12 protein-coding genes are annotated in these 13901 nt (G+C 60.5%); 2 read left to right on the top strand and 10 right to left on the bottom strand.

The window, feature by feature from the left end:
• Nucleotides 1-58 precede the first annotated feature (58 nt).
• The 10 genes from H0921_RS03865 to H0921_RS03820 all read right to left on the bottom strand — a co-directional run bounded on the left by H0921_RS03865 (nucleotide 59) and on the right by H0921_RS03820 (nucleotide 8647).
• Nucleotides 59-553, bottom strand: coding sequence for a FoF1 ATP synthase subunit delta/epsilon (locus H0921_RS03865; protein WP_194536731.1), 495 nt, complete (start codon nucleotides 551-553; stop codon nucleotides 59-61).
• Between the two features lie 51 nt (nucleotides 554-604).
• The gene (atpD, locus tag H0921_RS03860) at nucleotides 605-2068 is read right to left on the bottom strand and encodes a F0F1 ATP synthase subunit beta (RefSeq protein ID WP_194536730.1); all 1464 of its coding nucleotides are present in this window, start codon (nucleotides 2066-2068) and stop codon (nucleotides 605-607) included.
• Nucleotides 2069-2199: 131 nt separating this feature from the next.
• Entirely contained in the window at nucleotides 2200-3108 is a 909-nt protein-coding gene (atpG, locus tag H0921_RS03855; protein ID WP_194536729.1) for an ATP synthase F1 subunit gamma, read from the bottom strand.
• 143 nt (nucleotides 3109-3251) lie between these two features.
• Complete coding sequence (atpA, locus tag H0921_RS03850) at nucleotides 3252-4970, bottom strand: F0F1 ATP synthase subunit alpha (RefSeq protein WP_194536728.1); 1719 nt, start codon at nucleotides 4968-4970, stop codon at nucleotides 3252-3254.
• Nucleotides 4930-5625, bottom strand: a complete 696-nt coding sequence (gene atpH / locus H0921_RS03845; protein ID WP_194536727.1) for an ATP synthase F1 subunit delta — start codon at nucleotides 5623-5625, stop codon at nucleotides 4930-4932. The genes atpA and atpH overlap by 41 nt, the downstream gene beginning before the upstream one ends.
• Nucleotides 5626-5761: 136 nt before the next feature.
• Complete coding sequence (locus tag H0921_RS03840; RefSeq protein ID WP_194536726.1) at nucleotides 5762-6457, bottom strand: F0F1 ATP synthase subunit B family protein; 696 nt, start codon at nucleotides 6455-6457, stop codon at nucleotides 5762-5764.
• Between the two features lie 161 nt (nucleotides 6458-6618).
• Nucleotides 6619-6921 (bottom strand): ATP synthase F0 subunit C, encoded by a 303-nt coding sequence (atpE, locus tag H0921_RS03835; protein ID WP_194536725.1) that lies wholly within the window; start codon nucleotides 6919-6921, stop codon nucleotides 6619-6621.
• A 95-nt stretch (nucleotides 6922-7016) separates the two neighbouring features.
• A complete protein-coding gene (locus H0921_RS03830) occupies nucleotides 7017-7880 on the bottom strand; it encodes a F0F1 ATP synthase subunit A (RefSeq protein WP_194536724.1) in 864 nt (287 codons plus the stop codon).
• 15 nt (nucleotides 7881-7895) lie between these two features.
• Nucleotides 7896-8390, bottom strand: a complete 495-nt coding sequence (locus tag H0921_RS03825) for a hypothetical protein (RefSeq protein ID WP_194536723.1) — start codon at nucleotides 8388-8390, stop codon at nucleotides 7896-7898.
• Entirely contained in the window at nucleotides 8387-8647 is a 261-nt protein-coding gene (locus H0921_RS03820; protein ID WP_194536722.1) for an AtpZ/AtpI family protein, read from the bottom strand. The genes H0921_RS03825 and H0921_RS03820 overlap by 4 nt, the downstream gene beginning before the upstream one ends.
• Before the next feature lie 596 nt (nucleotides 8648-9243).
• Between H0921_RS03820 and H0921_RS03815 the strand changes: the two genes are divergently transcribed.
• On the top strand, nucleotides 9244-12177 hold the full coding sequence (locus tag H0921_RS03815; protein ID WP_194536721.1) for a PSD1 and planctomycete cytochrome C domain-containing protein: 2934 nt from the start codon (nucleotides 9244-9246) through the stop codon (nucleotides 12175-12177).
• 189 nt (nucleotides 12178-12366) lie between these two features.
• Nucleotides 12367-13809, top strand: a complete 1443-nt coding sequence (locus tag H0921_RS03810) for a DUF1501 domain-containing protein (protein WP_228498981.1) — start codon at nucleotides 12367-12369, stop codon at nucleotides 13807-13809.
• Nucleotides 13810-13901 lie beyond the last annotated feature (92 nt).

The following is a 13901-nucleotide window of genomic DNA, read 5'->3' as shown; positions in this document are numbered from 1 at the left end:
CTGCAGAGAGATCCTACCGCCAGAAGGATAAACCCGCCATAAAACTGGAACTGGATGGTCAGCCGGTATTGCGGGCGGCGACTTTGGCTAGTCCGGCGGCACGTTCCCGCGCTCGAGCTTTGCTGGCCCGTTCAGAAGGCGTACCGACCGGCAGGGAAGCTGCTTCCACACGCGCTTGTTCCGCCAGAGCTGGCGTCACCTCCGACGCCGGAACGGCCCGCTCGGTCAGCAGGGTGACAACATCCTGACGTACCTGCACGAAACCGAATTCGACGTACCAGCGCTGCGAGATGGCACCGCCGCTTTTGAGGCGCAATTCTCCCGCACCAAGTCGAGCCACGAACGGCGCATGTCCGGAGAGCACCGCCCATTCCCCATCGTAAAGCGGCAGGACAACCATTTCCGCACTGGTGTCGAGCACTGCACGTTCCGGTGTCACCACAGTGACGCGGACGCGGTCATGGCGGGCGTCCTCCATTTCCGTGGCTTCGCTCGGCATGAGAGTGTGCTCCACGGCAGATTGTACGGTCGGTTCGGGTACGGTGTCAGCCATGAGTAGGTCCGCTCCGCAGAGTGGGGTCGTGATCGATGGAGCCGGCCGGCGTCATTTAGCTCCGGCGCGCCGAGCCGCTTCTTCCGCCGCCGCGGCAGCTTCCTCGATGGGACCAACGTACATGAAGGCGCTTTCTGGCAGATGGTCCCATTTGCCGTCGCAGAGTTCCTCAAAGCTGCGGATGGTGTCTTCGAGGCGGGTGAAATTGCCCGGCTTGCCGGTAAACGCCTCGGCGACGAAGAACGGCTGGCTGAGGAAGCGTTCGATGCGGCGGGCACGGGCCACCACCTTCTTATCCTCTTCGCTTAGCTCTTCGACACCGAGAATGGCGATGATGTCCTGCAATTCGCGATACCGTTGGAGAATCTGCTGGACTCGCCGGGCCACGTTGAAGTGCCGCTCGCCCACATATTGAGGATCGAGGAGGCGGCTGTTAGAAGCCAGAGGGTCGATCGCCGGATAGATGCCCTTTTCTGAGATCGAACGTTCCAGGTAGATAAAGGCATCGAGATGCTGGAAAGTGTTCGCAGGTGCGGGATCGGTCGGATCGTCAGCGGGAACGTAGACTGCTTGCACAGAGGTGATCGCGCCGCGGCTGGTCGAGGTGATCCGTTCCTGCAACTGGCCCATTTCCGTCGCCAAGGTGGGCTGGTAACCGACTGCACTCGGCATGCGTCCCAACAGAGCGGAGACTTCGGACCCAGCCTGGGAAAACCGGAAAATGTTGTCGATGAACAGCAGGGTCTCCGTGCCGGTAGAGTCGCGGAACCATTCGGCCATAGTCAGGGCAGAAAGGGCCACGCGGAGGCGGGCGCCAGGCGGCTCATTCATCTGCCCGAAGACCATCGCGCAGCTTTCGATGACGGAGCGAGCATCCGGCCCCGCCCCGGTTTTCGTCTCCTGCATTTCCAGCCAGAGATCGTTTCCTTCGCGGGTCCGCTCCCCGACACCTGCAAAGACGGAATAGCCTTTATACACCTTGGCGATGCGGTTGATCAGTTCGGTCAGAATCACGGTTTTGCCCAATCCCGCGCCGCCAAAGAGGCCGGCCTTGCCTCCACGCACGAGCGGTGTGAGCAAGTCAATCACCTTGATGCCCGTGACGAGCATTTCCGCCTTGGGGGTCAACTCGGCGAATTTCGGCGGGTCTCGGTGAATGGGACGGTATTCCTTGGCTTGAACCGGCCCGCGGCCATCGATCGGCTCTCCCAGCAGGTTGAACACTCGCCCCAGAGTTTCCATCCCCACCGGTACGGACACCGGCCCGCCAGTATCCACGGCTTTCATACCGCGGATGAGGCCGTCTGTGCTGCCCAAGGCTACGCAACGCACCCGGCTCCCGCCCAAGTGCTGTTGCACCTCGCCGGTCAAATGGATGGAAAGGCCGGATGGTGTTGTGGCGTCGATGCGCACCGCATTGTAAATCGCAGGTAAATGGCCTTCCTCGAACTCCACATCGAAAGTGGAACCAATGACCTGCACAATCGTCCCAACATTCTGAACGGTGGAAACCATAATACTCAGCCTCGCTAGGTTTAGCAAAATCGTTGAGGGAAAACTTACCTTCGGGTTGAACCGCCGATCTCCGTCGAATCTGGGGGCGTCCGCCATCTCCAGAAGCGCCGAACCGAGAGCCGCACCAGCGGTTATTTCAAGGCTTCCGCACTGGTAATCAACTCGGTGATTTCCCGGGTGATGTTCGCTTGGCGAGTGCGGTTATACAAGCGGGTGATTTCCTTGATCAATTCCCCCGCATTTTCGGTAGCGGCTTTCATGGCGATGCGCCGAGCGATCTGTTCGCTGACAGCCGCATCAAGGAAGCACTTGAACAGGCGCACCTTGCAAGCCGCGGGAACAAGCTCGGCGAGGATTTCCTGGGCATCCGGGAGAAACTCGTAGTTGATGCGGGCACTCGTGGGGGCGGTCGCGGCGGCTGCTGGAGCACTTCCTCCACGGCGGGTTTCCACCGCTAGCGATCCAAGCGGCAGTAAAGTTTCCACCACCGCCTCCTGCCGAGCGGGATTGAGGAACTTCATGTAGGCCACCTTCACTTCATCCACCGCCCCGGAGGTGTACAGCTCGATGTAGCGGCGAGCCAACACTTCCACTTCCGCGAACGCCGGACGATCCTCGAAGTGGGTGTACTCCTGGCTCCGTTCCAGCCGCTGGAAGCGGAAAAAGGTGATGCCGCGCTTGCCAGCCACTTCCAGCTCAAAGGGAGTCTGTTGTTGCTGGTAGCGCTGGATGGCCGTCATCGCTTCCCGCAAGATGGCTGCGTTGTAGCCGCCACAGAGTCCCCGGTTAGCGGTGATAACCAGGAGCAGCCCCTTGCGAACCGGCCGGCTTACTAGCAAGGGATGGGAGACATCCCCGGCTACGTTGCGGCTCAGATCGGCTGTGATCTCGGCGATTTTGCGGGTGTAGGCGTCTGCCTCCATCGCCCGCTTCAAAGCACGCTGAAACCGGGTCGTGGCGATCAGCTCCATCGTCCGCGTGATCTTGCGAATGTTGCGGACGGCCTTGCGGCGTTTGACCAAAGCTCGCAAGTTAGCCATAGCAGTGCGTCACTCCGGTGTGGTATTGTCCGCGTTCCAGGGCGTCTGACTGAGAGTCGTTCCCATCCGTCGCGGTCGTTCTCACTTGCGCTGTCGTTCCTTTGACACAGTTTGAACAGTCAGTTGTCCCAGGTTCGCTCGCGTTACGCTTTGAACTGGGGCTGGAACTCGGCAATGGCCGCATTGAGTTTGTCAATGATCTCCGGGGTCAGGTCTTTTTCCTTCATGAGCAACTGGCGGACTTCCGGTTTCTGTTCGCGCATGAAGGTGAGGAATTGTTCCTCCCAGGCTTTGACTTTGCTACGCTCGATTTTGTCCAAAGCACCGCTGTTGCCGGCGTAGATGATCATGACTTGGTCCACGACGTGCATGGGTTTGTACTGCGGTTGCTTGAGGATTTCCACCATCCGGTAGCCGCGTTCCAACTGGGCTTGCGTGACTTTGTCCAGTTCTGTGCCGAGCTGGGCGAAGGCTTCGAGTTCGCGGAACTGAGCCAAAGCCAGCTTGAGGCCGCCGGCGACCAGCTTGTGTTTCATCGCCTTGATTTGGGCGTTGCCTCCGACGCGCGACACGGAAATACCAACGTCCACAGCCGGGAGCACACCAGCATTTTTCAGGTCGGGTTGCAGGTAAATCTGTCCATCGGTGATCGAGATGACATTGGTGGGAATGTAGGCCGACACTTCGCCTTCCAGGGTTTCAATGATGGGGAGCGCGGTCAGGGAGCCGCCGCTGCCGATGACACGTGCGATTTTGCAATCGGGGAAGTGTTGCAGGTCTCGCTGGGCTTGCCGCAGACCAGCGAATTCGCCAGGACCGGTGTAAACCATGCCCTCATCCCCCGGTCCGCGCCGCTCCGTGGGGTTACTCCGCTTGTTGACCCCCCAATCCGCCCGCACTTGGCTTTCATCGGCATCTTTTGGGACGATGACGTATTTTTCCGCGAGTTTGGCGGCTCGTTCGAGCAAGCGGGAGTGGCAGTAGAAAATGTCACCGGGGTAGGCCTCCCGTCCGGGCGGCCGCCGCACGAGCAGGGAGAGTTGCCGGTAGGCAGCCGCCTGTTTGGACAGATCATCATACACACAGAGGGTGTCTCGCCCTTCTTCGTACATGAAGTATTCGGCCATCGCACAGCCCGCGTAGGGGGCGATGTACTGCAAGGGGGCGGCATCGGAGGACGAGGCGACAACAACAATCGTGTAGTCCATCGCCCCGTGCTCCCGCAGTTTTTCCACGACCGCCGCCGTCTTGGATTCCATCTGTCCGCAGGCCACGTAAATGCAAATGACGTTCTCTTCCTTCTGGTTGATGATGGTGTCGATGGCAATGGCGGTCTTGCCAGTCTTGCGATCGCCGATGATCAGTTCGCGCTGGCCGCGGCCGATCGGAGTCATGGCATCGATCGCTTTGATGCCGGTCTGGAGGGGGGTTTTCACCGGCTGGCGTTCGACCACTCCGGGCGCTGGGGACTCGACCGGGCGGCGCCGGGTCGCCAGGATTGGCCCCTTGCCGTCGAGGGGATTGCCGAGCGGGTCCACGACCCGGCCAATGAGTGCGGGACCGACAGGCACGGACAACAGCTCGCCGGTGGTGCGGACTTCCATCCCTTCGCGCACCTTGAGGTAATCGCCCAGGATGATGACGGCGACCGAAGTTTCTTCCAGGTTGAAAGCCAGGCCTTTGACTCCCGCTTCGGGGAAGTCGATCAGTTCGCCGGCCATCACTTCGGACAGGCCGTAGCAACGGGCAATTCCGTCGCCGACTTCCAGGACCCGGCCGGTTGTGCGGGTATCCACTTGCGTGCGGAACTGGGCAAGTTCTTCACGCAGAACAGAAGCGATCTCGTCGGTTTTGAATCTCATGGCTTCCTCGCGTGAGTAGTTGATGGCGTAGGGTTTGGAGTCGTGTTCGGAGGGAGGTATCGAAGACCCGGTCGCCGACACGGACAATGACGCCGCCGATCAGCTCCGGGCGAATACGCACGATGAGGACCGGCGTTCCCCCCGTCCAGCGCTGTATGGCCCCGGCGAGGGCTTGGGCACTGGTTTGATCCAAGGGAGCCGCACTGTCCACAATCACGCGTCGGCGGCCGGCCCGATCCTCCAGCAGGGTCCGGTAGGCTAGCGCCGCAGGCCGAAGAAGGCTAAGGCGGTCCTTGCGATTGAGCAGGCGCAGGAAATCCACAAAGAGCGGTTCCGCTTTCCCTTCAAACAATTGCAGGATCAATTCCTCCTTGCGGCGGCGGCTCACCGCGGGACTGGCCCAGAACGCCTCCAACCCCTCGACCTGGGCAAATACGTCCTGGACGAGGGTATCCAGATCGTCAGCCACCGCGGCGGCGACTTGCTGGGCATCCGCTGCGGCCAGCAAAGCCTCTGCGTAGATCCGTGGCAGCCGGCCCCACGGCCCACCCTCTACACCGCGCAGACTGCTCAGATAATAACGTTGCAAGCGCTCCTGCTGTTCGGCAGGCACGTCCGGAGGGAACAGCACTTGCACCCCGTCGGCTGGCGTCACGATGTTCAGCTCCCCTCGCTCTTAAACGGACTCCTGATCTGTCGTACCCCTCGCGGGTCCATCGCGGAGCATTCCCGTTCCGACATCGCCGAGGCACATCGGAGCACCCAAGTCCTCGTGGGACACACTGGCATTTTCAGGCCGCTGTCGGATTGGTTTGCTGCAATTCGGCGACGGCTTCGTCCAACAAGCGGCGGTGGTCCTCCGGTGTGATGCTGCGAGCCAGGGTTTTGGAGGAGAGCAGAGCGGCCAGTTCTACGGCCCGGTCGTAGATTTCCGCCAGGGCTGCGTCTCGCGCAGCCGCAATTTCCCGCCTGGCTCGCTCTCGTTCCGCGGCGGCCTCCCGCGCTCCGGCTTCCCGTTCGGCGGCTCGTAGGGCCTCCGCATCCCGGCGGGCTTCCTCCAGCATCGCCCGGACCTGCATCGCTGCGTCATCCAACTGTTTCCGGGCTTGAGCCAACAGCGTCCTGGCTTCGTCACGCTCCTTTTGCGCCTCCATCAAGGCAGCCCGAATGTTCGCCTCGCGCTTCTCCAGACCTTCGCGAATGTGCGGCCAGGCATATTTGCTGACGATCAGCACCAATAAACCGAAGACCACCAGCGTGTAGATACCCAGATCGTAACGCTTCAGTCCGAGAAAGCCGAGCTTGTCTTCTTGGTGATGTCCTTGATGCCCCGCCGTTGCCGTGTGACTCCCCTGCTGAGCCGTAACCTCGGTGGGCGCCGCATGAGCCGGGGGACTCGGCCGACCGGGTGCTTCATCGGCAAAAACCCGATGAATATCACTCAGTCCAATGATCCCGGCTAAAAGCGCAATCATGAGCGATCGCATAGGAACATTCCCGTGAGTGAGTAAGCCCGTGCCTGTGTGATCGGCCGTATTGGGTTGTTGGGGTTCGCACCTCATCTGCCCGACAGCCGCCGGGGTTTCGATAAGGGAATTTTTCCTTCCAGCCCCAACTGGTGTCTCACACCCAGCGCTGGTGCCTCGCATCACACGATGAGCGGCAGCAACAGGCACAGCACCAATGCGATAATTCCTGCTCCTTCGACAAGACCGGCCAGGATGAACATAGCTCCCTGAATGGCCCCCGCCTGTTCCGGCTGGCGGGCAATGCCGCTGAGGGCCGCGTAACCCACGAGACCGATCCCGATGCCGATCCCGACAATAGCCAGCCCCATCCCGATGCCAGCCCCTAAGCCGGGATAATTCGTCGTCGTGCCTTGGGCGAACAGCGGCGCTGCCGTGCTCAAGACTCCCAGCAGGGCCAGCACCAGTACCGTGACAACTCGCATGGTCCATTACCTCCCAAAGGATGTTGGATTGTCCTATTGTGGCAATCATGCGTCCGGTCGGCTACCCGTCGCCGCCGGGTTGTTGCTCTCCTCAATCAGTGGGGCGGATGTTTCGCTAAGCCGATAAACACCGCTGTCAAAAACGTAAAGATGAATGCCTGGAGGCCCGCGATGAATAACTCCAGCAAACTCAACGCTGTCACCAGGGCGACACTGAATGGGGCCACCACCCAGAACATCCATTCCTGCGCAATCGGAATCTTGTATTGCGGGTGATCGACTAGGGCGATGAAAAAGAGGATCACATACAAGACCGTATGCCCAGCCAGCATGTTGGCTAACAACCGGATCGCCAGCACTGAGACGCGAATGAACGCCGTCAGGTACTCTAAGACAGCCATCCCCACAATCAGCACTGCGGCAAACAGTTGGAGGGCTAGACCGCCTTCCAGATGGATGTGCGGAATGAAAGTTTTCAGGTAGGGTAGCAGTCCCCCATGGGCGCGGATGCCGGAGGCATGAATCACGACAAAGCTCACTGACGCCAAGGCACCGGTAACCATGATCGAGGCGGTCGGCGAAGCCAAAAACGGCACCATGCCGATGAGATTCATGGCGAAGATGAACAGGAAGAGGGTCGTCAGATAGGGGAGGTAGTCATCCGCTTCCTTTTCTCCCAAAGCTGGCCGGGCAATCTTGTCGCGCACGAAAAACACCAGGCTTTCCACAAGGTTCCACAACTTGCCCGTCGGCGGCTCTCCTGTCCGCATCTTACGGCCAAGCCAAATCAGCATCCCTGCCACCACGATGGCACAGACCGTCATCAGGATGATGAATTTCAGCGGGATGCCAGCATACGCCACTCCGTGAATTTCAATCCCGGCTGTCTCGAAAATGTGGAAGGTGTCGCTATCCGCGACATGTTCAAAGGGGTTGAATTTTCGATTAGCATCGGCCATCGTTGGGCCTCAATGTCACGGGGACGTTGGGGGGACATTGGCCGCGATTTCGCGTCCCGTTCCTGCTACCCCACAAACAACCCTATGGACCGCCTGCTCTGCATCAGGGCCAAAAGGCGGGGCTGTTCCAGCGCCTTGGGCAACATCTCGAGCGAGCACCACGGTTTCGACGGTCAACGCCACCAGGTATGTCCCCAAAAGCCATCCCCAGAAGGTGAGGGGGTCCCAATCCAGCGGTCGGCGGAGAAGGAGGAAAACCACCAGGCCGCCGCCAAACCCAGTGAGCAACCGCAGGGCACTGCCTAGCACAACCGCGGCCACACGCCCAAACGGGGAGCCTCGCCATTGTCGCACCAGCCACACCGCCGCCACACCCGGCGGCAGTATCAGAGCCAACGAGACAATTGCTGCCCAGGCATGACGCGGGTCAACACCAACTGCGGCGCCGCTCGCCAGTAGGCCGATGACGAGCAGCGGCCAGCCGACCACCTGCACGAGCAAGGTTTTCACGCCTTCGGCTCCCGCTGCGACTCCCGGCCGCCTTGCGATTCCGGCCCCGCTGCATCCGGCCCCGGTGTAGCCCGACTCAACCGCACCAGCAGAAAAAACGCTGCCGGCACTCCGAGCAGTGTCAGCCCCACCGTAAACACCGGCAAAGTTCCGAATAAATAGTCCACCACTAGCCCGGCGAGGGTAAACGACACCATCTCCGAGCCAGCCACCAGCAGCCCCCATGGCGCTGAACGGCCTCGACGCTCCTCCGGCATTACTGCCGCCTGATGCCCACGGCATCTCTGTCGTCGTGTGGAACGATGCGTATTGTCGGAACCTCCGCAGCCGGCGGCAACCCACCGTTGTGAAATTTTTCACAAAGCCCCGGTGCCGCTGCCGCTATCGCCCTCCCCACTTACTACTCGGAACCACCAAAACTTCCTTTGGGGATGGACAGTTTTACCCCTCGTTTCGACCGATGTTGCTCGCCTGTTGTTTTTGAGTACGATCCCGCCGCCACCCCCCTGACTCTTATTGCCAACTCATGCCTCTAACCTCTCTCGCCACCCGGCATTTCTTCCCAGGATTTCCATGACATCCCACTGTCAAACCATACATCCCAATCTTCCTTCCATTCGACCCTTGCAATTCCCGACTTTTCCTTGGCCTTTCTCTCCCGAGTCGAGTAAAATAGGGACGACATTCCGAAAGAGTCATGCCGCTTTAGCGGTAGCCATAATTGTGTCCTCTGTGGTTGCCGCAGTTGCCATCCGGGAAAGACCTCCCGATAAGTTTTCCTCCCGCCGGAGATCGTTTCCACCTTTGGAACAACTGAAATTCCCACAACCTGATGACGCGACCGAGAGGTGTTATGCCTGCCTTGCGTTTTCCGCAGTCCTTGAGCGCTGGAATGGGGATCGGCACCGCTACCGCGCTTGTTCCAGTGTTCCTGGTGGCCGCGGTCGTCGGATACGCCGGAGACCAGTCTGCCCCGACGTTACCTGGACAGCAGCCAGCAGAGAAGGCACTCCCACAATCATCCTTCCAATCGCCGGCGGGGAAGAGGCCGACCACCCCTGCTCCCGGCACCCCTCGTCCTGAGAACAATGCGGCCGATCGCGACCGCACCCGGCAAGCCGCCCAGATCGAGTTTTTCGAGAAACATGTCCGCCCCGTGTTGGCGGAACACTGCTACAGTTGCCACGGTCCCAAGAAGCAAAATGCTGGCTTGCGCTTGGACACTACCGCGGGGCTTCGTGCAGGGGGCGATAGCGGTCCCGTGATTATTCCGGGGCAGCCCGAAAAAAGTCTGCTGCTCCGTGCGGTCCGGCGCGAGACCGACTCGCCGATGCCTCCGAAGCAGGCTTTACCCCCAACAGCAGTTGCCGCTTTGACCCAATGGGTTCAAGACGGGGCCGCGTTGCCGCCGGACAGAACTGAGTCCACCACGGGAGACCCACGTCAACATTGGGCTTTTCGCCCGGTTCAGGAACCGCCCGTGCCCAATCCGCCCGATCCCCAAGGGCGGCTGCGGACGGACATCGACCGCTTCGTGGCGGCGCGCTTGCAACCGTTAGGTTGGTCCCTAGCTCCTCCGGCGGACCGGCGCACCCTGATCCGCCGCGCGTACTTTGACCTGATCGGCCTGCCCCCCACCGCGGAGGAAATCGAAGCCTTCGAGCGAGACCCCGACCCCCAAGCCTGGGAAAAACTGATCGATCGTTTGCTAGCCTCCCCCCATTTCGGCGAACGCTGGGCACGCTACTGGCTAGACCTGGCCCGCTACGCCGACACCAAAGGATACGTCTTCACCGAAGACCGTAACTACCCCTTCGCTTACACTTACCGTGACTACGTCATTCGCTCCTTCAACGAAGATAAGCCGTACGATCGTTTCCTCATCGAGCAGATTGCAGCCGATCAACTCGATCTGGGTCAGGATAAACGTCCCTTGGCCGCTTTGGGTTTCCTCACCCTGGGACGGCGCTTCCTCAACAACATCCACGACATCATCGACGATCGCATCGATGTTCTCTGCCGGACCACTATGGGGCTGACGGTCAACTGCGCCCGCTGCCATGACCACAAATACGACCCAATCACCATGGCGGATTATTACGGTCTCTATGGCGTCTTTGCCAGCACCCATGAGCCGAAGGACCTGCCGCTGATTGAAGAAGTTCGCCGCACTCCCGAGGTGATCGCTTTTGAGAACGAATTGGCGAAACGCGAGAAGGATTACCAGGCGGAGGTCAGCCGCCGGCATCAACAGCAATTGCAAAAGCTGCAACAACCCGATGTGCTGGCCCGGTACTTGCAGGCGGTTTGGGAAAGCCGACGCCTCAATGGCGAACAACTCCGCAATCTGGCACGGGATCGCGACTTGTCCGCCTTCGTTTTGGAACGCTGGCGTCAATTCCTGTTGGCAGAACAGAAGCGGCAGGACTCCTTGCTCGCCGCCACGTTCCAAGCCGCAGGACAGCTCGCCAGCCTGCCGGAGAAGGATTTTGCCGAGCAACTCGCCAAGCGATTGCGAACCGAACCCGCTAAAGGGCCGGCAGACACCGTTGCTCCGGTGCCACCTGTCCTGCGCACTGCTTTGGAAAAGGCCTCCCCCCAACGGCCCGCAGAAGTTTGGACGGCCCTGGCCCGCCTGTGGACCGAGGCCGCTACTGCCACCCAACCGACGGCGGAACAGCAGACTCTACGCCGCTGGAAAGAAGCCGGCGGCCCTGTGGACATCCCCCTCGCCGATTTCGACAAGATTCAGAATCGTGCGGACCGTGAGGCTCTGGCCCGCCTGCGGCAGAAGATCGATGCCTTCCGCGCCAGCAATCCCCATGCTCCACCCCGCGCTCATGTGCTGCGGGACAATCCTGCGCCAACCGAACCGGTGATCTTCCTGCGGGGCAATCCCAACAACCGCGGCCCCCGCGTCCCCAGGCAAGCTCCCCGCCTGATTGCGCCGAACGCCGGTCCCTTCCGCCACGGAAGCGGACGTCTGGAATTGGCGCAGGCCATTGCCCATCCCAACAATCCACTGACCAGCCGGGTCATGGTCAATCGCGTCTGGATGCATTTGTTTGGCAAAGGGCTAGTCCGCACCCCCAGTGACTTCGGCCTGCGGAGCGAACCTCCCACCCATCCGGAACTGCTGGATTACTTGGCCGTGCAATTTGTGCGTGATCAGTGGAGTATCAAGCGGTTGATCCGCCGCATCATGCTTTCCGCGACCTACCAGCAGTCCTCCCAAGCGGACCCGACAGTGATCCAGCGCGACCCGGATAATCTCTACTTGGCTCGGCAGAATCGGCGCCGGCTGGATTTCGAGGCCCTTCGCGACGCTATGCTGGCCGCCACCGACCGATTGGACCGTACCCTCTATGGCCGTCCCATCAACATTCTCGCTCAACCGACCAGCAACCGCCGGACGATCTACGCATTCATGGATCGCTCGGACTTCGCCACCCTTTTCCGGGCCTTCGACGTGGCCAGTCCCGATCAGCATGCCCCGCTCCGCTATGAAACGACCGTACCCCAACAGGCCTTGTTCCTACTCAATGCTCCGTGGGTGCTCCACAACGCCAAAGCGGCCGCCCAGCATTACACTGTCCGCCTTGCTCCGACACCGCGCGATCAAATTGCGGCCCTCTACCGCCTCCTTCTCGCTCGATACCCCACTGCGGAAGAAACCACCCTGGCCCTCGACTATCTCCAGCAAGCGCCCAACCCGCCCGACTTCCCGCCCTTGGCTCAACTGGCACAAACCCTGCTGATCAGCAATGAGTTTGCCTTCGTCGATTAACTCTGCTCGGTGAGGAGCAGCCAAGGCCGGAATTGTCAGCAGGCGAACCAGAGATCGCGGGCAAGATCGCGGTTCGAGCACCGGAAGATGGCGACTGGAGAATTGCCACCACGCTGGGAACATTGTGATCATGCCGTCTTGCTGATACAGTGAATCATGAGAGTGTTGCCGAAAGGAAGGATGACAACGATGGCCTCAACTCCACGCCAACCGATGCTCTGGACTCGCCGGGAAATGCTAAGCCGCTGCGGCGTAGGTATGGGACTGATCGGCTTGGCCACGGCATTGGACCAAGCAGGCTTGTTATCACCCTCCGCTCAGGCTGCCCTCAATCCCTTGGCGCCGAAAAAGCCCCACTTCCCCGCGAAGGCCAAGCATGTCATTCACATTTTTGCCAATGGCGGGCCGAGCCACGTGGACACCTTCGACCCCAAACCCATGCTCCAGAAATACGCGGGCAAACCCCTCCCGACCGGCAACCTGCGCACCGAGCGGCGCACCGGAGCGGCATTCCCTTCACCTTTCAAGTTTCGCAAGTATGGGCAGTCCGGCCTGGAAGTCAGCGAAATTTTCCACCACACCGCCCAGCACATCGACGATATTTGCGTCATCCGTTCCATGCACGCCGATGTCCCCAACCACGAACCTAGCCTCATGCTCATGAACTGTGGCGAGGCGCGACTTCCCCGCCCTTCCCTTGGCTCGTGGGTGACCTACGGCTTGGGTACGGAAAACCTCAATCTCCCCGCGTTTGTCGTGATGTGCCCCGGCGGCTATCCCATCCAAGAGTCCCAAAACTGGCAAGCGGCCTTCCTCCCCGGCATCTATCAGGGCACTTACCTGAACACGCGCCACACGCAAATTGATAAGTTGATTGAATCCATCCGCAATCCCCACTTGCCGGTCGATCAGCAGCGGCGGCAATTGGAATTGCTGCAACAGCTCAACCGGCAGCATCAGGCCTCGCGCCTCCACGATCCGCAATTGGAGGCACGCATTCAGGCCTTCGAGTTGGCTTTCCGCATGCAGACCGAAGCGGCGGAGGCGTTCGACATCAGCCGGGAACCCAAGCACGTGCTGGAAGCCTATGGAACCAGCGAACAGGCCCGCAGTCTGCTGCTGGCCCGCCGACTCATCGAGCGCGGCGTCCGCTTCGTGCAAGTCTGGCATGGGGAAGGCCAGCCCTGGGACAACCACGACGACCTGGAAGTCAACCACCGCCGCTTGGCTCAACAGGTGGACAAAGCGATCGCCGCTCTGATCAGCGATCTCAAACGCCTCGGCTTGTTCGAATCAACCCTGATCATCTGGGGCGGGGAATTCGGCCGAACTCCCACGGTGGAACTGCCCCAACCGGGTGCCAATGCGGGCAAGGTCAATGGTCGGGACCACAATCATTGGGGCTTCACCGTTTGGCTGGCCGGCGGCGGAGTCAAAGGCGGGCAAGCGATTGGTGCTACCGACGAGTTCGGCTTCAAAGCCGTTGAAAAACCGGTCCATGTCCATGATCTCCACGCCACCATCCTCCACCTGTTGGGTTTCGATCATGAAAAACTCACCTACCGTTACGCGGGACGTGACTTCCGCCTGACCGATGTCCACGGCCAGGTCGTCCGGGAGGTGCTCGCTTGAACAACGGCTCGCTCGGAGCACCGACAATACTCCGGCCTCAACAGACACTCTCAAACCTCCCCGATTCGACAGATACTCCGCCCCCCTGGGAC

The sequence above is a fragment of the Thermogemmata fonticola genome (genome assembly GCF_013694095.1).
GTDB lineage: Bacteria > Planctomycetota > Planctomycetia > Gemmatales > Gemmataceae > Thermogemmata > Thermogemmata fonticola.
This window is presented reverse-complemented; position numbering and strand designations above follow the sequence as displayed.

Excerpts from the sequence above, each read along its gene's own strand:
- H0921_RS03830 (WP_194536724.1), bottom strand. The coding sequence starts at position 7,880 with ATGGCCGATGCTAATCGAAAATTCAACCCCTTTGAACATGTCGCGGAT.
- H0921_RS03865 (WP_194536731.1), bottom strand. The coding sequence starts at position 553 with ATGGCTGACACCGTACCCGAACCGACCGTACAATCTGCCGTGGAGCAC.
- H0921_RS03810 (WP_228498981.1), top strand. The coding sequence starts at position 12,367 with ATGGCCTCAACTCCACGCCAACCGATGCTCTGGACTCGCCGGGAAATG.
- H0921_RS03840 (WP_194536726.1), bottom strand. The coding sequence starts at position 6,457 with ATGCGATCGCTCATGATTGCGCTTTTAGCCGGGATCATTGGACTGAGT.
- atpE (WP_194536725.1), bottom strand. The coding sequence starts at position 6,921 with ATGCGAGTTGTCACGGTACTGGTGCTGGCCCTGCTGGGAGTCTTGAGC.
- H0921_RS03820 (WP_194536722.1), bottom strand. The coding sequence starts at position 8,647 with ATGCCGGAGGAGCGTCGAGGCCGTTCAGCGCCATGGGGGCTGCTGGTG.
- atpA (WP_194536728.1), bottom strand. The coding sequence starts at position 4,970 with ATGAGATTCAAAACCGACGAGATCGCTTCTGTTCTGCGTGAAGAACTT.
- atpD (WP_194536730.1), bottom strand. The coding sequence starts at position 2,068 with ATGGTTTCCACCGTTCAGAATGTTGGGACGATTGTGCAGGTCATTGGT.
- H0921_RS03815 (WP_194536721.1), top strand. The coding sequence starts at position 9,244 with ATGCCTGCCTTGCGTTTTCCGCAGTCCTTGAGCGCTGGAATGGGGATC.
- atpG (WP_194536729.1), bottom strand. The coding sequence starts at position 3,108 with ATGGCTAACTTGCGAGCTTTGGTCAAACGCCGCAAGGCCGTCCGCAAC.